This window comes from Maridesulfovibrio spiralis (SeqCode) (assembly GCF_048571135.1).
GTDB classification, from domain to species: Bacteria; Desulfobacterota; Desulfovibrionia; order Desulfovibrionales; family Desulfovibrionaceae; genus Maridesulfovibrio; species Maridesulfovibrio spiralis.
On the sequence record NZ_CP182344.1, the window covers coordinates 1,862,180 to 1,886,877 of the forward strand.

At 49.8% G+C, this 24,698-nt stretch carries 23 protein-coding genes; 12 read left to right on the plus strand and 11 right to left on the minus strand.

The window, feature by feature from the left end; all coding sequences use genetic code 11:
* Positions 1-72: 72 nt before the first annotated feature.
* From ACNI29_RS08415 to ACNI29_RS08435, 5 genes are all read right to left on the minus strand, one after another.
* Positions 73-1,167 (minus strand): DegT/DnrJ/EryC1/StrS family aminotransferase, encoded by a 1,095-nt coding sequence (locus tag ACNI29_RS08415; protein WP_419781758.1) that lies wholly within the window; start codon positions 1,165-1,167, stop codon positions 73-75.
* On the minus strand, positions 1,154-1,576 hold the full coding sequence (locus ACNI29_RS08420; RefSeq protein WP_419781759.1) for a sugar 3,4-ketoisomerase: 423 nt from the start codon (positions 1,574-1,576) through the stop codon (positions 1,154-1,156). The genes ACNI29_RS08415 and ACNI29_RS08420 overlap by 14 nt, the downstream gene beginning before the upstream one ends.
* Entirely contained in the window at positions 1,573-2,328 is a 756-nt protein-coding gene (locus tag ACNI29_RS08425) for a glycosyltransferase family 2 protein (protein ID WP_419781760.1), read from the minus strand. Before ACNI29_RS08425 ends, ACNI29_RS08420 begins: the two co-directional genes overlap by 4 nt.
* A gap of 66 nt (positions 2,329-2,394) precedes the next feature.
* Positions 2,395-3,375 carry a flagellar motor switch protein FliM gene (gene fliM / locus ACNI29_RS08430; protein ID WP_419781761.1) on the minus strand — a complete coding sequence of 327 codons (981 nt, stop codon included), beginning with the start codon at positions 3,373-3,375 and terminating at the stop codon, positions 2,395-2,397.
* 166 nt (positions 3,376-3,541) lie between these two features.
* Positions 3,542-4,372 (minus strand): D-alanyl-D-alanine carboxypeptidase family protein, encoded by an 831-nt coding sequence (locus tag ACNI29_RS08435; protein WP_419781762.1) that lies wholly within the window; start codon positions 4,370-4,372, stop codon positions 3,542-3,544.
* A gap of 298 nt (positions 4,373-4,670) precedes the next feature.
* Between ACNI29_RS08435 and ACNI29_RS08440 the strand changes: the two genes are divergently transcribed.
* Entirely contained in the window at positions 4,671-6,698 is a 2,028-nt protein-coding gene (locus ACNI29_RS08440) for a methyl-accepting chemotaxis protein (protein ID WP_419781763.1), read from the plus strand.
* An 81-nt stretch (positions 6,699-6,779) separates the two neighbouring features.
* On the opposite strand, the gene ACNI29_RS08445 is transcribed toward ACNI29_RS08440, so the two are convergent.
* Entirely contained in the window at positions 6,780-7,166 is a 387-nt protein-coding gene (locus ACNI29_RS08445) for a Ros/MucR family transcriptional regulator (RefSeq protein WP_015853443.1), read from the minus strand.
* 440 nt (positions 7,167-7,606) lie between these two features.
* Here ACNI29_RS08445 and ACNI29_RS08450 point away from each other — a divergent pair, with 440 nt between their 5' ends.
* Positions 7,607-7,894 (plus strand): hypothetical protein, encoded by a 288-nt coding sequence (locus ACNI29_RS08450; RefSeq protein ID WP_419781764.1) that lies wholly within the window; start codon positions 7,607-7,609, stop codon positions 7,892-7,894.
* A 126-nt stretch (positions 7,895-8,020) separates the two neighbouring features.
* Positions 8,021-9,274: a GGDEF domain-containing response regulator gene (locus tag ACNI29_RS08455; RefSeq protein ID WP_419781765.1), complete on the plus strand. Its 1,254-nt coding sequence runs from the start codon at positions 8,021-8,023 to the stop codon at positions 9,272-9,274.
* Positions 9,275-9,455: 181 nt separating this feature from the next.
* Here ACNI29_RS08455 and ACNI29_RS08460 read toward each other — a convergent pair whose 3' ends face one another.
* From ACNI29_RS08460 to ACNI29_RS08470, 3 genes are all read right to left on the minus strand, one after another.
* Complete coding sequence (locus ACNI29_RS08460; protein WP_419781766.1) at positions 9,456-9,689, minus strand: hypothetical protein; 234 nt, start codon at positions 9,687-9,689, stop codon at positions 9,456-9,458.
* Positions 9,690-9,694: 5 nt separating this feature from the next.
* Positions 9,695-10,165 carry an HAD family hydrolase gene (locus tag ACNI29_RS08465; protein ID WP_419781767.1) on the minus strand — a complete coding sequence of 157 codons (471 nt, stop codon included), beginning with the start codon at positions 10,163-10,165 and terminating at the stop codon, positions 9,695-9,697.
* Between the two features lie 99 nt (positions 10,166-10,264).
* Positions 10,265-12,025, minus strand: a complete 1,761-nt coding sequence (locus tag ACNI29_RS08470; RefSeq protein ID WP_419781768.1) for an N-acetylmuramoyl-L-alanine amidase — start codon at positions 12,023-12,025, stop codon at positions 10,265-10,267.
* 371 nt (positions 12,026-12,396) lie between these two features.
* On the opposite strand from ACNI29_RS08470, the gene glpX reads away from it, so the two are divergent.
* Complete coding sequence (glpX, locus tag ACNI29_RS08475; RefSeq protein ID WP_419781769.1) at positions 12,397-13,380, plus strand: class II fructose-bisphosphatase; 984 nt, start codon at positions 12,397-12,399, stop codon at positions 13,378-13,380.
* Between the two features lie 84 nt (positions 13,381-13,464).
* On the opposite strand, the gene ACNI29_RS08480 is transcribed toward glpX, so the two are convergent.
* Positions 13,465-13,704 carry a hypothetical protein gene (locus ACNI29_RS08480; protein WP_419781770.1) on the minus strand — a complete coding sequence of 80 codons (240 nt, stop codon included), beginning with the start codon at positions 13,702-13,704 and terminating at the stop codon, positions 13,465-13,467.
* A 152-nt stretch (positions 13,705-13,856) separates the two neighbouring features.
* Here ACNI29_RS08480 and ACNI29_RS08485 point away from each other — a divergent pair, with 152 nt between their 5' ends.
* The 4 genes from ACNI29_RS08485 to ACNI29_RS08500 all read left to right on the plus strand — a co-directional run bounded on the left by ACNI29_RS08485 (position 13,857) and on the right by ACNI29_RS08500 (position 17,880).
* Positions 13,857-14,246, plus strand: a complete 390-nt coding sequence (locus tag ACNI29_RS08485) for a YidH family protein (RefSeq protein WP_419781771.1) — start codon at positions 13,857-13,859, stop codon at positions 14,244-14,246.
* Between the two features lie 150 nt (positions 14,247-14,396).
* On the plus strand, positions 14,397-15,458 hold the full coding sequence (locus tag ACNI29_RS08490) for a glycosyltransferase family 9 protein (RefSeq protein WP_419781772.1): 1,062 nt from the start codon (positions 14,397-14,399) through the stop codon (positions 15,456-15,458).
* Positions 15,451-17,295 carry a C25 family cysteine peptidase gene (locus ACNI29_RS08495; protein ID WP_419781773.1) on the plus strand — a complete coding sequence of 615 codons (1,845 nt, stop codon included), beginning with the start codon at positions 15,451-15,453 and terminating at the stop codon, positions 17,293-17,295. The genes ACNI29_RS08490 and ACNI29_RS08495 overlap by 8 nt, the downstream gene beginning before the upstream one ends.
* 102 nt (positions 17,296-17,397) lie before the next feature.
* Entirely contained in the window at positions 17,398-17,880 is a 483-nt protein-coding gene (locus tag ACNI29_RS08500; RefSeq protein ID WP_419781774.1) for a hypothetical protein, read from the plus strand.
* Between the two features lie 36 nt (positions 17,881-17,916).
* Here the strand turns inward: ACNI29_RS08500 and rimO are convergent, their stop codons facing one another.
* On the minus strand, positions 17,917-19,233 hold the full coding sequence (gene rimO / locus ACNI29_RS08505; protein WP_419781775.1) for a 30S ribosomal protein S12 methylthiotransferase RimO: 1,317 nt from the start codon (positions 19,231-19,233) through the stop codon (positions 17,917-17,919).
* Positions 19,234-19,300: 67 nt separating this feature from the next.
* Between rimO and ACNI29_RS08510 the strand changes: the two genes are divergently transcribed.
* From ACNI29_RS08510 to ACNI29_RS08525, 4 genes are all read left to right on the plus strand, one after another.
* Entirely contained in the window at positions 19,301-20,857 is a 1,557-nt protein-coding gene (locus ACNI29_RS08510) for a two-component system sensor histidine kinase NtrB (protein ID WP_419781776.1), read from the plus strand.
* A 282-nt stretch (positions 20,858-21,139) separates the two neighbouring features.
* Positions 21,140-21,748: an XTP/dITP diphosphatase gene (locus tag ACNI29_RS08515; RefSeq protein WP_419781777.1), complete on the plus strand. Its 609-nt coding sequence runs from the start codon at positions 21,140-21,142 to the stop codon at positions 21,746-21,748.
* Positions 21,749-21,901: 153 nt separating this feature from the next.
* A complete protein-coding gene (gene glmS / locus ACNI29_RS08520) occupies positions 21,902-23,725 on the plus strand; it encodes a glutamine--fructose-6-phosphate transaminase (isomerizing) (protein WP_419781778.1) in 1,824 nt (607 codons plus the stop codon).
* Positions 23,726-23,737: 12 nt separating this feature from the next.
* Positions 23,738-24,682 (plus strand): DUF4037 domain-containing protein, encoded by a 945-nt coding sequence (locus ACNI29_RS08525; protein WP_419781779.1) that lies wholly within the window; start codon positions 23,738-23,740, stop codon positions 24,680-24,682.
* Positions 24,683-24,698: the final 16 nt, after the last annotated feature.

A 24,698-nucleotide genomic window follows, 5' to 3' on the forward strand; every position in this document is an offset into this window, starting at 1 on the left:
TCAGGTCCGTTTTTGTTTTTCGGGTCTGTGGCCGATCATGCTGTCTCTGATGGCGGACGTGGCTGGAGTGTACTAAAAGAATGCTTTTACGACTTCAACTACGCGCTGTGCATCTTCTTCATCCATGTGCGGTCCCATGGGCAGGGAAAGCACTTCGCTGTGGATCCTTTCACTGATGGGCAGTGAAACGGTAGCCATTTCTTCGTATGCTCCCTGCTTGTGCGGGGGGACGGGATAGTGGATGGATGCTTCAATCTTGTTTTCAGCGAGATGCTTGATCAGTCCGTCGCGGTCCTTGCAGCGCACTACGAAGAGATGCCAGACGGATTGGATGTCTTCGCCGATTACCGGGAGCACCAGCGGGGTGTCTTTCAGTCCCTCAAGGTATATGCTTGCAATGGTTTTGCGGGTCCAGTTCCAGTTATCGAGTTTGTCGAGCTTGACGCGCAGGAAAGCGGCTTGCATTTCATCAAGCCTGCTGTTGAATCCTTTGCATTCGTGGACATATTTTTCAGTTGAGCCGTAGTTGGCAAGTTTACGCACGCGTTCGGCAATTTTATCATCCATGGTGGTCACGGCTCCGCCGTCACCGAAGGCTCCGAGGTTTTTGCCGGGGTAGAAGCTGAAAGCCGCTGCATGGCCAAGTGTACCGGACATGCGGCCTTTGTAAACCGCCCCGTGGGCCTGTGCCGCGTCTGTGACTACGAAAAGACCGTGTTCTTCAGCAAAGGCCATGATCGGGTCCATGTCTGAAGGCTGTCCGTAGAGATGAACGGGGATGATGGCTTTGGTGGCCGGGGTCAGCGCAGCTTCGAGCTTAGCCGGGTCCATGTTGTAGGTGGCTTCCACTGGTTCTACCGGGATGATGTTCGCTCCGGTACGGGTTACTGCCAGCCAGGTGGCGATAAAGGTGTTGGAAGGAACCAGCACGTCATCACCGGGACCGACTCCGGCGGCACGCAGGACAAGTTCAATGGCTTCCAGTCCGTTACCGCAGCCGATGCAGTGCTTTGCTCCGGTGTAGAGGGCGAATTCTTTTTCAAAGGCTTCCAACTCATCTCCATGAATGAACCAGCCTGATTCGAGAACACGTTTTGCTGCTGCGTCCATTTTGGGTGCCAGTGCCTGGTAAGTCCAGCCTACATCGAGAAATTTAATCTGTTTCATTTTCTTTAACCGCCTTTATGAATTCATCATAGCTGTAGTAATAGTCACTCGGATCATAATATTCCGAGGCCAGCACCAGACATACGGAACCGGAAGAGAAGTTTTCAAGTTCACGCCAGGTCATGGTCGGGATATACAGCCCGTAGTAAGACCGGTTCAGGGAAAACTTGGTCTTGGTTTTGCCGTCGTCCAGAACCACGTCAAAGCTGCCTGAAGCAGCAATAATATACTGCCTGAGCTTTTTATGGGCGTGACCTCCACGGGTCTCTCCGCCGGGAACGTCATATAGATAGTACACCCTTTTGATATCAAAAGGAATATGGCGACTGTTTTCTATAAAAGTAAGGTTGCCCCTGTTATCCAGAATCTTGGGCAGTTCGATAATTTGTGGTTTGTCTTCTTTGATCATTTTCTGTCCTTCATTTCCAGTTCGACCAGACGGATATATTTTTGAAATGTATAGAAAAAACCATGCAGGGCGACGATGAACCCGGCCCGTCCGTCACGGAATCCTGCCTTGAGTATATATTGTTTGAAAAATTTGCCAAACCCGTGCCCCAGAGCAGAACCCAGAGAGCTTCTTTTGCCCCGGGAATAGAGGGCTTCTGCGGCATCCTGAGTGTAGCTGTTGATCTTATCCAGATGTTGGAAAAAGTTTTCGTAGGGGTAATGGATGATATCTCCGGTGATTTCACCGGATTTGTTTTTAGGGCGCAGTTCCTCGTGGGGCCTGATGCCGCCGATGGTGATGCCGTCCCTTTTGTAAACACGGAAAAGTTTGTCGGGATACCAGCCGCTGTGCATGATGAAGCGGTCCAGATACCATGAACGGCGTGGGCAATAGTAGCCGTCCACGTCGTCGGGATTCTGTAATTTTGCGGTGATGGATTCGCGCAGTTCAGGGGAGATGATTTCGTCCTGATCGATAGTAACAACCCAGGGAGTGCTAATCTGGGTCAATGCAAATTTGTGCTGCTCAATGGCCCCGTTCCAGTCGTTATGCACGATGCGGGCATTGTGTTTTTTTCCGATCTCTCGGGTGGAGTCCGTAGAACCGGAATCGATAAGCAGGATTTCGTCGCAGAAAGAAAGGCTTTGCAGACATTCATCAAGCAGCCTTTCGCCGTTATATGTGAGTACCAGTCCGGTAATTTTATTCATCAGCGGATTGTAGGCAGGCCCACGGCCCTAGTCAAGAAAGTTAAGAATAGTTGATGCGCTACGCGCCTATGTCATCTTCGGTTCGATGGCGTGGGCGATCTGGAAGGCTCTGTTGGCTTTTACCCGTCCGGGCGAGCCGAGATATTTGAGGACTCCGCCTACTTCACATTCGAGCATATCTTCTTCGTCGGTATCCAGCAGGAGCAAGTCGCCTTCTTCGAGGTTGAGCAGCTGGCGGCCTGTGATTTTGGTCTGGCCCAGGCGGACCAGCAGTTCTACCGGAGTTTCGAGGAGCCTTTCCTTGAAACGGCTGACCCAGACATGGTCGATTTCCAGACGTTCGGACTGGAAGGAAGCATGCAGCTTGGAGCGGATCGGTTCCAGCGTGGAGTAGGGCAGGCAGACGATGAGTGAACCGATGGCGTTTTCAAGTTCAACTTCAAAGGTGATGACTACAACAACGTCCGAAGGCGGTACAATGGCCGCAAACTGGGGGTTAACTTCGGAGCGGACGAGTTCAAGGTGAACTTCGTGTACCGGACGCCATGAGTCTTCGAGGTTGGAGAGGGCGATTTTTACAACCCGGTCTACGATGGCCTGTTCGATGGGTGTGAAATCACGACCCTCGACTTTGGGCTGGGAACCGGAGCCGCCGAAAAAGCTTTCTACCAGTGCGAATACCAGACGGGAGTCGACAACGAGGATGGCGTTACCGCGCAGCGGGTCCATCTTGAAAATCGAAAGGGAGGTCGGCACGGGCAGGGAACGCATGAAATCCCCGAATTTGGACATATCGATGGAAATGGGGTTGATGTCCACTCGTTTACGCATGGTGTTGGCGAGGTTGTTGGTCGCCAGACGTGCGAAACGGTCGTTAACGATTTCGAGAACGGGCATACGACCGCGAATAATGCGGTCCTGATTTGCAAGGTCAAAGGAGACAACACCGGAATCATCATCCGGTATGTCCTGCTCCGCTTCAACCTCTCCGCCGGAAAGGCCCCTTAATAGAGCATCGACCTCATCCTGCTGCAGAATTTTACTCATGCTGGTTCAACCCGTATCAGTTATCGTTTATGTGGCCCATCAATAGACTACAATTATCCATTTTTGCGTACAAAGTAAACGCGTAAGCCATACGTGTACTGTCTGTATCGTCTTAGAAAGTAAAAAACTTTAGCAGGATAGTTGGTGACTAACCCGCCGGCGGCAATCAAACTTTAATATGCCAAGGTTCAAAGCGCACACCGAGCATGTTGTTTTCGGGATAGCGCAGTTGCAGATATCCGTGCTCGCGCAGCTTGGTGCAGGTCTTTGTCTTGGCAAAACTTGCGCTGAAATTTGCTGCACCGAGCCCTTTTTCGCCAACATCGAAATCACCGATGCCATGATAGGAATAGCCCGGAGGGGCCAGTGATCTTGAGGCCAGAGAGAGGTTTCCTCCATTGGCTTCAGCCTTGGAAAGAAAAAGTATGAATTGCTTGGGAATTCCACGTACGCCGGAAGTAAGGTATACTTTCTTGCCCAGCTCTTTTCTGATTTCGAGGTATTTTTTGTACGGATCACCACGGTAAAGAAAGTTCCCGGTCCTGGGAACTTTAACAAGTTCTTTTCTGGTTATGGACGCAGTCAGCTTTGTTTCCGGTTTTTCACCGTAAAATCCGTATTCATGGGCATCGAAGTGGAAAATACGGTCCAGAAATTCGATTTCCTGCTTGGTAAACCTGCCGACGGAAGAATAGCTGCGGGCGAATTTCAGCGCATCATCAAAGCTGAGTACGCAGAAGTTTCCGAATCCGACGGTGCGCTGGACCCGGCGCAATCTTTCAAGAGAAGAGCTGAGCAGCGTCTGTTCAGTTTTATTAAGAATGATGTCACCGGGCTGGGCTTTGTCGAAGTTGGCCATGCGGTGCAGGTAGTCCTTGAGGTCCTTTTCTTCTACAGCACGTGCGGCCTCCTGAGCATGTACAAGTCCTGAAATGCCGCACAGGTACATACCGGCGGAGGCTTGGCAGATGGATTTCAGGAAAGCTCTTCTATTCATATATTTTTGGTGGTCTTGGTTATTCTGATTGATACGTTTGTATATAAAACAGAATTTGAGTTGTGAAAAGGGAGAGGGTTGTAGTGTCCGGATATTTTGATTGGAGTACTGTAAAGTATTTGATTTGCTTTTTAGATAGCTTGAATTGTGTTTGGATTTTATATAGATGATTGTGAAGCGTGAAGGCTGGTTGAGGTTTTGTTTTAAAATATGGTGCAAAAGATGACGTGGTTAACGCAAAATAGTTTGCGTTGACAATGTTCCCTGACGTTCTGAACTTCAGGGGCAAGGAGGTCTTGTGTCTATTAGTGCCAAGAATAAGATTGTTTTCAGTGTCTTCGCGTTTTTTGCGGTTGTTATCATCGTAATGACCGGATTTTCCTACCAGAGTTTTAGCTCATCATCCCACAAAGCAGAGCTTGCAAAGCTTGATACTGTCGCCCGGGCAGTCGGCAAAGCTGTTGCTGAAAAAACCGATATTTATTTCAATAATCTAGAACTTGCCGCAAGGATGTTCAACGGTTCCCCGAACATGTCTGATGAAGATTTGTTCGCCTATCGCATTGATCTGGCCAGACAGCTTAAAGCCCAGACCAAAACCGGGGAATCCTATTTCTGTTTTGCCGACGGCAGCACCTATACTGGTGGCCGGGGCGGGATCATTCCTAATTTCAAAGAGAAAGCAAAGCAGCGTGAGTGGTATAAACGTCTTTTCGGCGGGGAAAAGAGAATCATGACCACTCCCTATACTTCCTCTATCGGCGCAATCGTCATGGCTGCGGGTGTTCCTGTTATGAAAAATGGTCGGGTAGAAGCCACCCTCTGTGTCAATCTGGGGCTGACAGATATTACCGAGTTCGCAAACAGAGTTTTGAACCATCAAAACATTTTCCTGACCCGTGCGGATGGCTACATCATGGCTAACCGGGACAAGGAGCTTATTGGCAAGAGCCTTTGGGAAAGTATTCCTGAGCTTGAGAAATTCAGTAATCAGACCTCAAACGGCAGGGTTGAGTTCCTGCTCGATGGAAAAAAATATGCCGGTAGTCTCTATATCATTAAGGGCTTGAATTGGAAGGTCTGGACCTATGAAGAGCTGGCTGTCATGAATCAGGATTCCATCGCTAACTTGAAGCAAAATGGCATTGTGGCCGTGATTGCGCTTGTTCTGGCTGCTGTAATGCTTAATTTTCTTGCTTCTACGCTTATTTTCAAGCCGCTGGGTAAGGGGGTTGAGTTCGCTGCGGCTGTTGCTGAAGGTGATCTTGATAAGACGCTTGATGTGCAGCGTAATGATGAGGTTGGCGTGTTGGCTGAAGCCTTGCGTACCATGGTCGGTAAGCTTAAAGAAATGATCCGCGATACTGAGGATAAAAGCAGGCTTGCCGAGGAAGAGGCCGGGCGTGCGCGTGCCGCAATGGCCGAGGCTGAAGAAGCCCGTGAGCGGGCTGACCGGGCAACCAGGGAAGGGATACTACAGGCGGCATCGCAGATTGAAGATGTGGTCGACCGCATTGCATCCGGTACTGAAGAGCTGGCTGCACAGGCTGACGAAATTAATAATTCCACAGATATTCAGCGGGAACGCATGACCGAAACGGCAACCAGCATGGAGCAGATGAATGCTTCTGTTCTTGAGGTTGCCCGTAATTCCGGTGAAGCGGCTTCCAATGCTGTGAGTACGCAGGAAGCTGCGGATAACGGTACTGATCTGGTTAACCGGGTAATTGAATCCGTAGGCATGGTTCAGCAGCAGACACAGACCATGAAACAGGATCTGACCTCCCTTGGTGATCAGGCTGACAGCATTGGTGCGATTATGGACGTAATCAACGATATTGCCGACCAGACCAACCTGCTGGCACTCAACGCAGCTATCGAGGCTGCCCGTGCCGGGGAAGCCGGACGCGGATTTGCCGTGGTTGCAGATGAAGTCCGCAAACTGGCCGAGAAGACTATCGGGGCTACGCAGCAAGTGGGGGAGAGTATCTCTGCTATTCAGGTCGCAGCTCGCAAGAGCATCCAGTCCATGGATAATGCCGCAGAGACTGTTGATGAAAGTACTGAACTGGCTGCAAGTTCCGGTGAAGTTTTAGAGAGCATCTTGAGTTATGCCCGGGAAAATGCGGAGCAGATTCAATCCATTGCAACTGCGGCTGAAGAACAATCCGCCGCCTCGGAAGAGATTAATCAGGCCGTAGATGAGGTTTCCAGAATTTCGAGTGAAACTTCGGAAAGCATGGCCCAGTCTGCGGTAGCCATTGATGAACTGGCGGAAATGACCAGTGAGTTGAGTAAGATTGTGGACCGGCTGAAGCAGTCTTAATGAGGCTGAAATAGAAAAAAACAAGCGTGGTAAACCTTTCGGTCTACCACGCTTTTTTTACGGAAAATTTAATTGAAAACTCTATTTGCCGCGCTTGGTCCAGAGTTTCATTTCCTTCATCTTTTTACGGCGTTCACGCTGCAGGGATTTGCAGACGAGAGGAGTCTTTTTCTTGAGACCGTATTTTTCGCGGTATTCATCAGGGGTCAGACCGTGGGAAGCAAGGTGCTTCTTGGTTATGATCTTAAAGGATTTTCCGCATTCACAGCAGACAATGGATTTTTCCTTGATGGATTTTTTAGGCTCGCATGCAGGAGCTTCTTCCTGTGCGGGGAGGGCATTTTCAGCAATAGCCTGAATGCCTGCAGACAGTTTGCGGACCATGGAAGTCATCTCTTCTTCACTCATGGTTCTTACACTTGCCTGTGCTTTGACTATCTCCAAAGCTTCTTTCAGATAATCTTCCACTTGAAATCTCCTTTCGGAATTATTTATTCACTAATGCGTCGTTGGAAAAAATAGGGATAAAGTAGATTGTAGTAACTGTCAAATAAATGAGATGTGATTTTGCACATATTTTGGCTGAAATATAAATTGTGCATGACTGTAAGTGTGTTTTTTACATGCTATTTTCCTTTTTACAGTGAGAAAGTGTGTTTAAAACATATAAATTTCGGAAAAAGCAATAAATACCGAATCATATTTCGTAAAGCATAGTTTTATTAATAGGTATAAATGTATTACGCAGTTATAGTGCTTGGAGATTGCCTGTTTTTGAAAAAATGGTGATTTGCGGTCTGGGCCTGTGGGGTGTATTTCCTGTACTCATCTTAATAAAAATTATGGTCCAGTCTGGAGTGCTGTTACTAATTTACAGTGCTCTGCTGCCGGGGGAGTTCTCTGTAGTTTTGCTGAAAACACGTGCCGTTTCCTTTATCATTCTACTTGCGTCCCTGTTTTGTTCCGGGTGTATCTGGGGGACTGTCGCCGTGGTCGGTGTGGCTGTTCTGGGCGCAAATGTAAATGAATATCAGGAAGGGCAGAAGCCCCGTAATGCCACCCAGGCTCTTGATGAGCATCTAGAGGATCAGCAGAAAATTGATGCTGCGATTTCCGAAAGTGACAAGTACGCCCCCGAACCTGTCGACACTGAAGAGATTATCAATACCTATTCCGATTCTGTTACAGATAATTAATTACCATACGTAGGTATTGCTGTCCTGTTTTTATAATACGTCTTTAATTATTTGGCTTGCCTTTATCTTTACGCGAAGTGTATCTTCACCCTTATTTTACTTAAATCAGTTTTAAAAGGGGGCAGCATGTCCGAGCCATTTAAGAATACCGTTCTTGTCGTTGAAAACAGCAACACTCAGGCAAGAATTATTACTGAGCATATAGAATCCATTACACCTTTTGACACCATAGTCGTTAATTCCATGGATGAGCTGGAAGAAAAGCTTGCTGATAATGGTAATGATGTTTTTATCTCGGTCCTGAATCTGAATATCAAAGGTGCTCCGGATGGTGAGGCCGTGGATTACGTGCTGTCCCGCAGGATTCCGTGTATCGTTTTGACTTCTACTTTTGATGAAGACATCCGCAATCGTTTTATTGAAAAAAGTGTACTGGACTACTTTAATAAATCCAGCCGAGAAGACCTTGAGGAAATGGTCGACCTTATTAGACGCATTCACTCCAACCACGAGATCAAGGTTGTGGTTGCCGAAGACAACTCCACAGCGCGTAAGATTATGCAGAGCCTGTTGGAGCGGCTTAATTTTACGGTACTTCCGGGAAAAGACGGTGCTGAAGCCCTTGAACTGATCAAGGCTAATCCTGATGTGAAAATGCTGCTTACCGATTATGAAATGCCTAATCTGGACGGCTTTGAACTTGTTGGCGAGGTGCGTAAGACCCACAGCCGAGATCAGATGGCCATTCTGGGGGTTTCGGCCCATGATTCCGGGGCCATTACTGCAAAATTTCTTAAACGCGGGGCCAATGACTTTCTCAAGAAGCCTTTTGAAGTTGAAGAGTTCTCCTGGAGGGTTACCAACAACCTTAACGAGCTGGAGCGTGTCCGGTCCATCAAGGATGCATACAGCCGCGATCCCTTGACCGGATTCTCCAATATCAGCTTTTTTCTCGACAAAGGACGTGATCTTTTTGCTACCGCCAAAAAGCAGGGTAAGTCCCCAGTTGTGGCGGCTTTCAACATGGACAACATGTTGGACATCAATGCTGCATACGGGTGGGATGGTGGTTTTGCAGCCCTGAAAAAGGCTGCTTCGCTTCTCGATCAGCATTCGTTGGGCTGGGAACTCGTGGCGCGCAGTGACTACGGATTCTTCATCCTTTCCGACGACGTGGAAGCCCTGAAGCGTGATCTCGGAGCGGTAAAGGCCGCGCTTGCAAGTTCTGAAATTGTTTCCGGTTCCGACAGGTTCATGTCCAGTGCCTCTTTCACAATCAGCAATGGTGACGGCGAAACTTTTGATGCAGTAATGTCCAAGGCCGCTAAAGGATTGAAAAATATTCAGGACAAGGGTGTTAATTCTTTTAGCTTTGTTTAATTTGCCTTCGGAGTCCCTATCGGCAATCCCGCCGGGAGCCAGAGGCTCTTTTGCAAAAGGGGGGCTGGATTCTTCAAAAAACTGTTATCAGTTTGTTGATGCTTCGTTTTAAAGAGCGTTTCTAATAAAAAATCCCGTAATCTTAATTAAGATTACGGGATTTTTTATTAGGACTCTGAAATTATTTATTCGTTTTCGTTCCTGAATAGGTGAAAGCTTTCTTGTCCATGGTCCAGTATGTTCCTCGGTCTATGCCGAAGGCTTTTCCGCAGGGGCAGTGGACTTTGCCGTCTCGTTCTTCAGCGTTCCAGATTTTTTTGATCCGTTCCTTATGGCAACGGTGAACTTCTCCCTGCCCTATTTTATAATATTTCCAAAGCTTGCGTCTGCAATCAGAGCATTTAAGAACTAACATACTAATTAATTACGCAGGGTAGTGAGTAGACGCACTGGGTGTGTAAACACGCCAAGTGCACCGGAGATATCTGTAGCAACCAGATCAGCGGCACGGGCGGCTTTCATGGACATGCATTCAGCCCCGGAGATGATGATTCCGAGTGCTGCTTCTTTGAGCATGAGCATATCATTGCGTCCGTTTCCGATGCAGGCGCATTTCGCCGGGTCGAGTGTCTTCACATAATCAAGTTTGGCCTTGTCTTCAGGGCTGCCGTTGATGATGTGGATTGATACAGGCAGGTGGGACAGTTCATCTTCACATTGACCTAATGTATCGGCTGTAAGCACGTGAACCTGTACATCTCCGGCCAGCTCCATGATCAGTTTGCCCACTCCGGGAAGCAGGTTGCCGTCAAGTGCTATCGTTCCGTTGTAGTCCAGAATGAGATGTTCGATTTCGAGCTTGGCGAATCCCGGTATATCAAGATTGATCATGTGTTTTTCCTGCTCTTTTTGTCTCAGCAAACAGCGAAGCTTAATAAAAGGTTTAAGGACCCGGCAGGGTTCCCCTAAAGGGCCGCCGGCAGGCATCTTCTATAAACTGGCGTATCTTTCAATCTGCTTTTTGTATTCCAATACCCCTTTTACAATACCATCCGCAATATAAGAAAGATAGCGGTCTGTTTTCAGACGCTTGGCTTCGGTGCGGTTGGTGAGGTAGCCCAGCTCAATGAGTACGGAAGGCATCTTCGCCCCCATGAGGACATAGAACGGTGCTTCTCGCACACCCTGATCTTTGACCGACCACTTGCGTCGGATGCTTTTCAGGGAGCGGGTGTGGATGTTGTTAGCCAGATCTTTACTTTCTTTCATTTTGGAGTTGAGCATAAGATCGGTAAGAATTACCTGCAGATCACTGATCCTTTTGGCTGAGACCGCGTTTTCCCGGGCTGCTACACGGACTGCATTGCGGTTGCGTGCGAGGTTCAAAGTATAGGTTTCGATACCGTTGATCTTCGAGCTGCGGTGCGCGTTGCAATGGATCGAAATAAACATGTCAGCCTTCTTGATGTTGGCCATGGCGGTTCGTTCTTCAAGAGGGATAAATTTATCGGTGCTGCGGGTGTAAAGCACATTGAACCCGGCTTTTTTGAGCTTCGCAGCAAGTATTTTGGCAAAGCGCAGGTTGATATTTTTTTCTTTCAGCCCGTTGGCAGCCGCACCGGGATCTTTGCCTCCGTGACCGGGATCAAGCATAATGGTCTTGAAGGTCAGACCCAGCTGTTCGAGCAGTTCCCCGGCCATTTTTTTGCTGTTTGCCGGAGGAGTGTATTTCTGCGGCTTGGATCTTTTAGGCTTGGAATGGCGGACCGGACTTTTGTTTTCCACCACTTTACCTTCTTCCGGGGCCTGTACGTCGATGACCAGACGGAACGGGTTTTCCAAAGGAAATATTTTGTAATCCTGCATGGCGTTGAAATCGAGCACCACACGGGTGGTTCGCGGGTCACGCTGTGCGGAGCGGATATCCTTGAGGATACCGTCTTCCACATGGGTTGCCTTGTGGACCCCATTGCCGAGTACTGTGTTTTCAAGATCAACGTAGAGTCTGTGGGGACGGTTTACACTCTGATTCGGATTCAGGATCTGGTAGCGGTAGCGCACTTCTTCGTCGAGGTCCAAGACCACGCGGGTATACGTTTCACTGCTGGTGTAGCGAACTGAGAGGAGTTTTGCCCGGCTGGAGGAATTTTTGCTGCTCTCTTTTGAAACTTTTTGGGCCGGTATGATTGTGCCCGAGGGTTTCTTATGTTTTGTTTTTCCAGAAGCACCTTTGCGGTCCATGGAATCCAGCCGTGCGCGGGCCTTGGAGTACATATCTGATTTTGAGTAGCGGTGGACGATGGTCAGGTAATCGGAATAAGCTAAGTCTTTTTCATGCAGTTTGCGCAGTCTGATTTCAGCCCTGCGGTATATGCTGTCGTCAGCCCACTGGTGGGACGGAAAGTTTGAGATCATGCGCCCGTAGTAATCAACTGCGGTGCGAAAATCTTTTTTCATGCCGCTGCGGTTGCCCAGCTCTTCGTATGTGCGGCCAAGATAGTAGAGTGATTTCGGGGCGTATGAGCCACGTGTGGACCTTTTGAAAACATTGCGAAATTTTTTGCCGACCTTTTCCCATTCGGATCGGTACTGAGCTTTTTTATTGTTTTTGGAAAGAGCATGGAATTGTTTCCAGGCAATGGTGAAATCATCCTTGATGTTAGCCCCGAAAGCACTGGCGGGAATGACAGAAACAAGTAGTCCCGCAAGAAATAGAGCCATGATCAGGTTCGGAATAAAAAATTTGCGCATATTCTCAGATCGGTTTTATTTAAGTGTTTTGCCCAGTGTGATAGCAATAAAAATACAGGCAACTGTTCTAAAAAAAGTTTAGATGTTTTCTTTAATAAGCTTGCACGCCCGAAAAATCAACTCCAGACTGTTCATAATACTTTATCTGGTTTTGCCAAGTGCAAAAACCGGGTATATTCCCTTTTGCTGACTATGCCTCCGCAGCAGTGAATTTCATATATTTTCCTGCTGAAATTCTTCGGGCAGTCTGCTATATCAATGTACGATGACAGTACATGAAAGCTGGACTGACGGCCCTTTTTATGTAATTGGCATATGCATTGTTACGCGGAACTTAAACAAATTTACTTCACTCATTTGGAGATAGATAAATGGAAGCTCCCCAGAGAAATTTGGCTCTTGACCTTGTAAGGGTAACCGAGGCTGCCGCACTGGCTTCCGCCAGATGGCTTGGCCGGGGTGATAAAAACGCCGGTGACCAGGCTGCTGTCGATGCCATGCGTCTGAGTTTCAACAGTCTTGAAATCAGCGGAACTGTTGTTATCGGTGAAGGCGAAAAAGACCACGCCCCCATGCTCTACAACGGCGAGAAGCTCGGCGTTGGCGAAGGTCCGGGCATGGACGTTGCCGTAGATCCGGTTGAAGGAACCAACCTGCTGGCATACGGCCGACCCAACGCAATCTCTGTCGTGGGTGTTGCGCCTACCGGTATGATGCTTGATCCGGGTCCCAGCTATTACATGCAGAAGCTGGTTGTACCTACTGCCGCAAGGAACATGGTCGACATCAACGCACCGGTAAGGGACAACCTCAATAAAATCGCAAAAGCACTGAACAAAGACGTGGACGACCTCGTTGTCTTCGTTCTGGAGAAACCCCGTCACCACGGCCTGATTCAGGAAATCCGTGATGCCGGAGCGCGTATCCAGCTGCACACCGACGGTGATGTTGCCGGTGCTCTTATGGTTGTTGATCCCCGCAGTCCTGTTGATGTTATGATCGGAACCGGCGGAACACCTGAGGGTGTTCTTTCTGCTTGCGCCATTCGCATCATGGGTGGTGAAATGTTCGCGAAATTTGATCCCCAGTCTGAGTCCGAAAAAGGCGCTCTCGAAGATCAGGGTTACGATTTGCGCAACATTATGACCGTAAATGACCTGGTGAAGAGTGATGATATCTTCTTCTCCGCAACCGGTATTTCCGGCGGTACTTTCCTGCGCGGTGTCCGTTACCTCGGCTACGGTGCAGAAACCACTTCTCTGGTTATGCGCGGTAAGACCGGAACCGTACGTCACATCGAAGCTGTCCATACATGGGACAAGCTGATGAAGATCAGTGCGGTCAAGTACGACTAAGCAGCAAACCACAAAGAATCAAAAAATGGGCGGTCCCGACAATCAGTCGGAACCGCCCATTTTTAATCTGCATGGTCAGTAAATTTAATATTCCGGTGCTTCCAGTTTCTCTGAGATAATTTTTGCATCTTCAGGGCGGGCGGCAGCTCCTAGTTCCTTGGCTTCGCCGTGGCAGGTTATACCGGTGGGGCGCAATTGTACGTACCCGGCGGAGAGCACGTTGGTGTAGGGAATCTGTTCCCTGAATTCAAGGTATCCGATACGGTTGGGAATGAGAATTGGCAGCGGGTCGCCGGAAAAATCTTCAAACATGATGTATTTCATTTTCAGTCCTTTATGATGCGGCCTGCCGAATTTGGCATGAGGCCGGAAGTTATTCCATTTGGGCGAACAATGTTGCCCGCATCCGCATTACAGATTATAGGCATATATATTCAAGATCAAGAAGTGTAGACCAGAAAATCCGGAGTTGGCAAATGGCTGGACGAGACAAGGAATCGCTGGATAATAACGAGCTTGCCAGAATGAGAACCCTGCTGGCCAATGAGCGTACTTTTTTGGCTTGGTGTCGTACTGCTCTGGGATTGTTCGGTTTCGGGTTCGTCATTGAAAAAGCCAGACTCTATATGGAGAAGATGCTGCCCGGAACCCCGAATGTAATGCTCAAAGAGATGAAGTTCCTCGGTGTGTTCATTATTATTTCGGGGATGATTATTCTGGCCAGCGCGGCTTTTCGTTTTTACCGCTTTGAGCAGAGTGTCGGGGCAAGGGTCCGCTGGACCACGCCATATCCCGAAATGCTGGTCACCGTAGCGGTAGGTGTAATCCTGATTGTCTGTTCGCTGGCCGGACACTTGTTTTTTTAGTTCCGCAAAATTTCCAAAACGAAGCGGCGAAGCCTTATTAAAAGATTTTGGGATTCTTAAACCCTTTTTAAAAGGGGTTGAGGCCCCGGCAGGGCGGCCGGAGGCAACCTATTTCCACCAATAGCGCGTAGCGCATCAAGTAAACATTTAATGAAAGATAACTACAAAAAAATAGCCTTATGGCAGACCGCTTTCCTTGGTGATGCGGTTCTGACTTTGCCTTTGATCAAGGGACTTGCCCTGCGCTTCCCTGGTGCTGAAATTCACCTTTTCATTCGCAAGGGCGTGGAAGCCCTGTTCGCAGGGCAACCGGAACTGACCGGGGTGCACGGCTTTGACAAACGCGGCGCGCAAAAGGGAATGGGCGCGGCTCGAGCATACGGCGCGGATCTGGGTCGTCAGGGCTTTGATTTATATATTTCTGCGCATACCAGCATGCGTTCAGCAGTTGTGGCGATGTCCAGCGGAATCAAAGACCGTATAGGTTATGATGCCCCTTGGTATAACCGCTTTGTTTACTCAAAAACGGTGAAGCGCCGCTTTGATGAGCTTGAAGAAGTGGAAAGACTTTTGGCTCTTGGCGAGCCGCTGGGTATTTCCGGCCAAGCCCCGGAAGTTCTGCTTGAGCTACCCAATGATGTTGTCGGGGAGGCTGAAGAATTTTTCAAAGGGCTGGGTGAAGTTCCCGTAATCGGAGTTCATCCCGGCTCCACTTGGGAAACCAAGAAATGGCCGGAGCACAATTTTGCAGAAGTGATCGATAGGTGTGTAGATGCCGGGTATAAGGTGATACTTTTTGGCGGACCCGATGAGATTGGGCTTTGCAACGCTGTCCTAGATCAGGCGGAGCATGCAGATGCAGTCATCAATCTGGCCGGGAAGCTAGGTCTGCAACAACTTGCAGCTCATATCAGGCAGTTGGACGTTTACCTGACCAATGATTCCGGGCCTATGCATATAGCTTGGATTCAGAAGGTTCCGGTGGTGGCTATGTTCGGTCCTACTGTGCGCAGATTCGGGTTTTTCCCGCGTGGTGAGAATTCCACTGTGATGGAAAGTCTGGAAGATTTGAAATGCAGACCGTGTGGATTGCATGGCGGAAAGGTCTGCCCGGAAAAACATCATAAATGCATGACGGATATTACGGTTGAGATGGTTTGGAACACGATTTTACAGAAGGTTGAAGAGAGCAGGGAGAGCAGAAATGGTTAAGTTGAAAAAATTTTTTATCCCCCTGCTGGCTTTGTCATGCGTGTTGCTGGTTTCCGGGTGCAAGCTCAAAGGGCTTAAGAAAGCAGCTGAGTCTGTTCCGGCTCATGTTGTCGCTCCGGTGAAAGTTTCCGAGGCCCCTTACACCGAGGAAAAGAAAAGCATCATTGTCTGTACTGCAGAATTTTTGCATGCCGCCCGCTATTTTTCTTACCTGCACCGCGAATTCGAGGGTGTGAAGTCGGTTATCCTGAAAGTGCCTTCTTGTAACGGAACTGCTGAGTCTGTGGAGAAGGTTGTTTCTGGTGTGCGCGATCAGGTGGACCGCCTGAACAAAAACGGCAAGGTCATGTCTGTGCTTATCCTCGGTAATCGGGATGTTGTCCCTTCGGCCCGTTTTGAGGTTGCCAACGGAACTGAAGTTTATCTTTCCGACTATGGTTATGGGGGATCTGACCCGGCCCCTGAAAATGTACTTCCAGTGGGCAGGATCCCGGCCCGTGACAGTGCCGAGGCCGAAGCTGTTGCCGCAAAATATGAACGCTGGTACGGGGATCGTGAATTCCGTCCGGCGTGGCCTGTTTCTTTTATCGGCGGTGAAGGTTTTACCGATCAGAATCTTTCTGATTCGGAGCTGCTTTTTTTCAACCTGCAGCAGGAAGGTATAGCCGGACCGGAAGCAATTCGCTATCTGGGTGCGGCCGGAGGAAGTACTCCGCAGCGTTTGCAGCAGTCGTTGGCTGAAGATGATGTTTCCGTGCAGTGGCTGGCCCTTGAGGCCGGACATGACGGATTCCGGGCCGGAAATGGTATTGTGCCGGTTTCCGGGATTATGGAACTCGAATACAAGCCCGGACTGCCTGTGGTGCTCAACCCTTCCTGTGAGGTTTATGTTTCCAATTCCACCAGCCCTACTCCGGCTGAAGCGGTAGTGCTTTCTCCCGGCGGAGGACTGGCGATGATGACCGGATGTAACAGCTCCGGGAGTATCCAAACGGAGCTGGATGAAGGGCGCGTTTTCCGGGTTGATTCCAGCGGAACACCGCGTCTGCTTATGGAGTTCCATAAAGCTTATTTCAGCGGTAAGCACCGCATCGGTGACGCCTTGGTTGAGGCCCGTTCCCAGTTTGTCCAGAATCTGTTGAAAGGTGAAAGGCTCGGTCCGCTTTACGAACTGGTTTTTTACGGAGATCCGGTTATGTCCCTGCCTTTGCCCGTACGCACAGAATCACCTTTTTTCAAGGGCTTGAATGTGGTCGGCAAATCTAAGAAACAGCAGGGTGTTGCTGTCTTCGCGGTTAATTCCACCATATCTTTTGCCATGGAAGAGGGGGGGATTTATCCGGCAGCTCGTTTGCAGGTTGTAGACCGCAGTGATGGAAAGGTCGTTTCGTCCATGAAAGTGGAAGAGGATGATATTTTTAATTTTATGGCTGACGGTGAAGGGCAGTATCTTATTTATTCCCGTCCGTTGGATGGCCCTTTGGCCTGGCAGTTTTTTGATGTGCGCGAGAAGGGTAATATGGATAAGAAACCTGTTGCCGCTGTGAAGAAACGCACCAAGCCTTCCCCTAAGATCAGTGCGGGACTTAAGCCTGTTAATTATGCGATACAGGTCAGCTCCAACCGCAGGGAGAAATCTGCAGTAAAGATGAGCAAGCGGCTGGCTGTGCAGGGATATGAAGCCTATGTTGTTGAGATCCCTTCAAGCAACAACCGTAAATGGTATTGCGTTCGATTCGGACGTTTTGATTCATGGGCCGATGCTGTGGAAGCTTCAGCAGAATATGAGCGTAAAGAGCAGGCTGACGCGAAGATTGTTCGTTGTAATGGTGGATAATCTTGATTTTATAATACATTCACGCTTGATTGTTGCTCTTTGATTATATAACGAAATGCTTTATTGGACATTCATTTTTGTTAAGAAGGCAGGTTGTTGGAAGTGGGGTTCAAGCGTAAAAATATTTTATTGCTGGTTATCGGACTGCTCGTTTTTGCTACTCTGGGAACCGGTCTTATTTTGTATTCTGGACCGTCCTCCCAGCCTGAGCCGGTGCTTTCTTCGGGATATCAATTTTTCAAGGGCATCTCTCCGGCGAGACTCGGGTTCAGTGACGGCGAAATCATAAGCCTTAACAGGACGTTCTGGGAGCACCGGGATGTTGTGAAAAAGGCAGTGCTGACTATCGCCGGACAGGACTCGGATCGGGGACCGACAGAGATAACGCCCAAGGTCGGCCTGAAGTTTTCATTACAACTGCAGGGTAAAACCGGAATGGTCTATTCGCCGGAAAAGATATTCTGTCCTCGAGGACGTCTGGTTGATAAGATAGAGCTCCATCTGGCTGAAGGAGCACAAGTGCTGGAGCATTATGAAAGCCGGGCCGAGCTGAACAACCTTGAGGTTGAAATAATAGATATGTGAAAATAAAACCCCCCGGACGTCAGTCCGGGGGGTTTGTTATTTAACCAGAGTCACCAGATCGTAGTCAGTGACGTTGTCGATTTCAGCTTCAACCAGCATACCCGGCTTCAGCTCCATGCCGTCTTCAGGGGCACTGACGTAAGTTATCCCGTCCACTTCCGGGGCCTGAAACCAGACTCTTCCATTGTAAAGTCCGGGCCATTCGTCGTTCGGTTCCTCCACCAGTACCTGAATTGTCTCGCCGATTTTTTCTTCGAGAATCTCACGGCTGATTCCAGACTGGACTTCCATAAGCAGCTGTCTGCGTTCTTCGCGCAGTTCTTCGGGCAGCTGTTCCATTTCCCCGGCCGGGGTTCCTTCTTCCGGCTGGTATGCAAAAACACCGAGATTCTGGAAGCGGGTTTCCCTCACAAAATCAACCAGCGTGTTGAAATGTTCTTCGGTTTCACCGGGGTAGCCGACAATAATGCTGGTGCGCAGGACTGCATCGGGAATGTGTTTGCGGACCCGGTCGATAACTTTGCGCGGGTCACGGGCAAAGGGGCGGCCCATGGATGAGAGAACTTCCGGGTGGGCGTGCTGCACCGGGATATCGAAATAGGGCAACAGCGGCTTTCCGGCCCCGGCGATGAATGACAGCATGGAATCTGTCAGTCCGGCGGGATAGAGATACATGAGCCGCAGCCATTCAAGTCCCTTGAGAGGGAGCATTTTTTCAATAAGTGCACGCAGGTTTGTTTCCTTATCGTCAAGGTCGGAACCGTAAGCAGTGGTATCCTGACCTACAACAACAATTTCCGGTACGCCCTGATCAAGAATGTAGCGGGCTTCATCTACCAGACCGTTCAGTTCCCGGCTCACATGGGGGCCGCGGATGGAAGGAATGGTGCAGAATCTACAGGAGTGCGAACAGCCTTCGCTTATCTTAAGGTATGCGTAGGCCGGGCCTGTGCTGAGTGCTCTCCGCTGTACGGGAAATTCTTCGGGGAGATCTCCGGCAAGGGCCTTGGAGACCAATGCGGGCCACTGGTCCAGTTCACGGGTGGAGAGCCAGAGGTCAACTTCCGGCATCTGTTCGTTCAGCTTCCCGTAGCGGCTGACCAGACATCCGGCAACAGCCAGCACCGGACGCGGGTTGAGGTCTTTGATGGCGTCGGCTGCTTCAAGGATGGTATCCACGGATTCTTCTGTGGCGGGACCGATGAAGCCGCAGGTGTTGATCAGGATAAGGTCTGATTCTTCCGCTGTAAGAGCGGGAATCATGTCCGAACCGAATGCGCCGAGCATGACTTCGGTATCGACCCGGTTCTTCGGACAGCCGAGGCTGATGGTGTAAATTCTGGTTTTTTTCATATTAAAATTCCGTTTGTAATTAAATTTACGGATACTTGTTATATAGGTCAGGATTCCTTGTGCGGCAATGGTTAACCCATTCTTCCTTGAGAGCAAAGAAGTAAATGCCCTGTTTCTTTTTGGGGAAATGGTTTATCCTGATTTGGCTGCCAAAACCAATGGCCGGGATGGAGCAGGAATGCTTGAAGATTTTATAGACATAAAAAAAGATTGTATCGGGATTGTGGGGCGGTCCTTTGCGCTTTCCTCCCTTTCCATGCTTCTGCATGAAAGCAGCCGAGAGGCTGCGGGAATAGAACTGGAAGCCGGAGTGCTCATTGATGAGTCCGGTAATGCACTGCTTGATGGGCAGGATTTCCCGCTTTATGCTGACGTTCGGTCCATGCTTGCCGCCCACCCTTCCATCAACATGGTATTCGAACTTTCCGGCGAGCCTGAGATGCTCCGTGAGCTGCGCCTCTCCCTGCCGCCGGAAGTAACTCTTGTAGAACTTCCTGCCGCACGTTTTTTCTTAAAACTGCACGCTACAGACCGTTTGTGGATAGCCTGTAAAGCCAACCTTATGCAGACTCAGGCCCTCTTTAAATCGGTGGTGGATCAATTCCCGGAAGATATAATAATTGTCGGCACAGACGGAACCATTCTTGATTGCAATAAGCATTTTGCAGTACGGGCCGGTGAGCCGGTGCTCAATATGCAGGGTAAAAATCCTCTCGATTACTATGATCCGCTAAACTCGCTCTGTCCGTTGAAGGACGGAGTAATAGATGTTTCGGCCATGGCGCGGGAGAATAGTGAACGGATGTTTTCCGAGACTGACGAACAGGGTAAAATCCATTTTTTCCGTCTCTATGTCTATCCCATCACCGAAGAGGGGGCCGATAACGTTATCCAGTTAGTGGTGATCTGCCGCAACATTACAGAACGGACCATGATCGAGCAGCGTTTGCAGCAGTCCGAGCGCATGGCTACGGTCGGTGAGCTTTCCGCATACATCGCCCATGAAATCCGCAATCCGCTTATGGCGATGGGTGGTTTTGCCAAGGTGTTGATCAATGATGAGAATATTGATGATTCCGGGCGGGAAAAGATTCAGATCATACTTGAGGAAGCGCAGCGGCTGGATCGCCTGCTCAAAAGCATCCTAAGTTTTGTGCGCTCCCGTGATGTGCAGAAAAACAATATCGACGTCAACAGGGTCGCGGCGGATGCCATGCAATTGCTTTCCCTCGGCTGCCAGTTGCAGGAAATTGAGGTGGAAATGGATCTTGATCCCTGCCGTCCTCTTGGGGTAGGCGGGGCGGAGCAGATACGCCAGTGCCTGATAAATCTGGTCAAGAATTCCATGGAAGCCATGCCAGATGGGGGGACGCTCAAAATTTCAAGCGGGATAAACGGCAATATGGTCTGGTTGGAAGTTCGCGACAGCGGGCCCGGTATTGCTGATGATCTGCGCGTTCATGTTTTTGATCCTTTTTATTCCACCAAGGTAAACGGCAACGGTCTCGGCTTGCCTATGGTCAAAAAGATCATGGAAGAATTCGGAGGCGAGGTGGAACTGGCCAGCAGGTCCGGAAAAGGGACCAGCGTAGCCCTGTTGCTGCGCAAAGCTCCAGTTGCCTAAACAGGCTGTACAGCGTATTACACTTGCAAATTATATTTCAGTCAGTTCAGGAAAGCCTCCGGCGGCTCTCCGAGGGCTCTGCGAGGCTTGGATTTGATGCGCTTCGAGCTTTTGGATGATTTCATTTCGCCTCCGGCGGGCAGAAGGGCTAAGCCGTTCCACTCTCTATATCCGTAAGACTCGAAGCAAAGCTTCTCGTTAACGGCTATAGGCCTCTGGAATCCCTATTAGTTTTAGTTAGTAAAGTTTTAGAATCGTAGAGATTACCTTACGGGGGATGTTTTGAAGACCGTTGTTCTTGCTACTACCAACAAAGGCAAAATTGCTGAATTTGATGTACTTCTTAAAGATATGGGTCTGGAAGTAAAAGGTCTGGACCAGTTTCCCGAGATCGGTGAAATCCCCGAACCGGGTGAGACTTTCCTCGAAAACGCCATCATCAAGGCCCAGACTGTTGCCAACCTGACCGGGCTGGTTGCCGTTGCTGACGACTCCGGTCTTGAGGTTGATGCCCTTAACGGTGCTCCCGGTGTGTATTCCGCCCGCTACAGCGGGGAGGATGCCACCCCTGAAAAGAACAATGCCAAGCTGCTTGAAGCGTTGAAGGATGTTCCCGAAGAAGGCCGCACCGCCCGTTTTGTTTGCGTGATGGTGGCGGCTACCCCGGATAATATCCGTATCCAGAGTCGTGGAGAATGGGAAGGGCGCATCGCCTTTGAACTGACCGGAAAGCAGGGTTTCGGCTACGATCCCCTGTTCTTTGATCCCGAGCTTGATTGCGTAGCCGCTGAAATGACCCGCGAAACCAAGAACGAACGTTCCCATCGCGGCAAGGCCCTGCGTGCACTCATGGATCAATGGGCTGATTTTCAGGAAAGAATCAGCAGATAAGGAATTTCAATCATCAGAGTATTTTTAAGCCGAAGGCAGCGAAGCTTACTAAAAGTTTCTCTGGCCCCCGGAGGGACTCCCGGTAGGGCCGCCGGAGGCAAATGCTTTAATAAAAAAGCGCGCAGCGCATCCAAATAAATCGGAGATCAACACATGTGCGGAATTATTGGGTATGCCGGACACCGTCCTGCTGTTCCCCTTATTGTAGAAGGCCTTAGAAGACTTGAGTATCGCGGTTATGATTCTGCGGGTGTAGCTACTATCCAGAATAAGGAAATCGAGCTGGTCCGTGCCGAAGGCAAGCTGGCCGCCCTTGATGAAAAGCTGGCGCAGAAAAATGTTACCAATTCCACTTTCGGCGTGGGGCACACCCGCTGGGCAACCCACGGCGTACCTGTTGAACGTAACGCCCATCCGCATCTGGACCACGAAAAGAATATCGCCATGATCCATAACGGGATCATTGAGAACTATCAGGAAATCAAGACCGAACTGCTTGCCAAGGGCTACGAATTCCGTTCCGATACCGACTCCGAAGTTCTTTGCAACCTCATTGCCGAGGGCCGCAAACACAATTCCACCATGCTCGAAGCCGTTTCATGGGCTTTGAAACAGGTTGAAGGCGCATATGCCATTGCCGTGGTTTGTATTGACGAGCCGGGCACTGTTTACGCCGCCCGTGTCGCCAGTCCGTTGGTGATGGGCGTTGGCGTCGGCGAAAATTTTGTTGCTTCCGATATCCCCGCGTTCCTGCCTTACACCCGCGAAGTTGTATTCATTGAAGACGGCGAGATGGTCAAGATTACTTCCTCTTCCTGGGAAGTGTTTGACGCCAAGAGCCTTGATCCGGTGAAAAAGGAAATCAAGACCATCAACTGGGATGTGCAGGCTGCTCAGAAAGGCGGTCATAAGCATTTCATGATCAAGGAAATTTTTGAACAGCCCAAGGTTATTTCCGACTGCCTTGCCGGACGTGTTGATCAGGTTAAAAACGAAATTGTCCTGCCTGAAGTTGAAGGCATGGAGCCGCCGGAAAGGTTGCATATCATTGCCTGCGGAACTTCCTATCATGCCGGTCTTTGGGGCAAATACCTCATCGAGCAGTGGGCCAAGATCCCGGTGGAAGTGGAGATCGCTTCCGAGTTCCGCTACCGCGACCCCCTGCTCTCCAAAGGCGGGGTGGCCCTTGCCATCAGCCAGTCCGGTGAGACCGCCGACACCCTTGCCGGAATCAAGCTTGCCAAGGAGAAGGGCCTTTCCATCATCGGTCTTTGCAACGTGGTCGGTTCCAGTGTTGCCCGTGAGTCTGATTACGTCATGTATACCCAGGCCGGACCGGAGATCAGTGTGGCTTCCACCAAGGCAATGTGCAGCCAGCTGACTGCGCTCCTGCTGCTGGCCCTTTACTGGGGCAAGAAGAAAGGCGTGATTGATTCCGCCATCTATAGCCGTGCGAGCATGGATATCCGCAACATCCCTTCAATCCTTGAAGCGGAACTTCCGGCCATGCGCAGCCGTGCTCAGGAACTTAGCCGCAAGTATTCCGAAGCCAACAGCTTTTTCTTCCTCGGTCGCGGACTTTACTTTCCATTGGCCCTTGAAGGCGCGCTCAAGCTTAAGGAAATTTCATACATCCACGCAGAGGGCTATGCTTCCGGTGAAATGAAGCACGGTCCTATCGCGCTCATTGATCCAAAGTTTCCGACCTTTGCCATGGCCCTCAATGATGAACTTTTTCCCAAGGTTAAATCAAACCTCGTGGAAGTTCAGGCCCGTGGCGGTGAGATCATCGCCCTGACCAACCCCGGCGTCGAGCTTGATGTTGAAGAACGCTGGTCCCTCCCGGAAGTATGGGGACCGCTTAATACCTTCATCGCCCTTCCGGCCCTGCAACTTTTTGCTTACGAGACCGCAGACTACCTCGGCAAAGACGTCGACCAGCCGAGAAACCTCGCTAAGTCTGTAACTGTTGAGTAGGTAGGGGGTGGTATGAGTAGGGGACTTGAACTTTCAAAAGATTTCTACCGCCGCTGCGCGGAACCCATGATGGAAAAGGTTCTGGCGGATATCCTTGATCAGCTGGCTGTCGGGCTGGTTGGTGAAGGGTCTGAGTGTTTCGGCTTTGATGACGAACATTCACAGGACCATGACTGGGGTCCGGCATTTTGTGTCTGGGTACCTGATGATAAACTGGATGCGCTGCGTGGTCGGGTGGAAGGAATTTTTAATTTCCTGCCCGAGACTTTTGAAGGCGTGCCCAGCCGTATGGTTCCCGCGAAACGGATTGGACGTTGCGGTCTGTTCGGTATTGGTGAATTCTACAGCCGTTTTACCCGTTACAAACGTTCTCCGCAGAGTGTGGAGGAATGGTTCGCAATTCCGGAACATTTTCTGGCTACCTGCACCAACGGCGAGGTTTTCCGCGATGATTGCGGTGAGTTCTCAGCTTACCGTCAGATTTTGCTGGATTACTATCCCGAAGATGTACGTTTGAAAAAGATTGCCGCTCGCTGCGGGACCATGGCCCAGAGCGGCCAGTATAACCTGTTGCGCTGCGCCAAACGTGGTGACGCAGTCGCGTCCTTGCAGGCTCTTTCAAAGTTTGTGGAAGCAACACTTTCCCTGCAGTTCCTGCTGAGTAAAAAGTATATGCCCTTCTACAAATGGTCTTTTCGGGCCTGTCAGGATCTGCCCACAGCGCAGCGCGTTCTGGCAAAGCTGAAGAGCCTGATGGATTCATACAACGCTGCAGGCGTAAACGATCCGAAAGTTTTGGAAGCCAACGTCGAAGCGGTCTGCGTGGAATGCGTGGCTCAGCTGCGTCAGGCCGGGCTTTCCTCTGCTGAGGGTGATTGGCTCATGAGCCATGCGGAATTTATTCAAGGCCGTATCGGGATTGATAGTATGCGTAATCTTCCGGTTTTGATGGGCTAAGAATTTATATTAGATA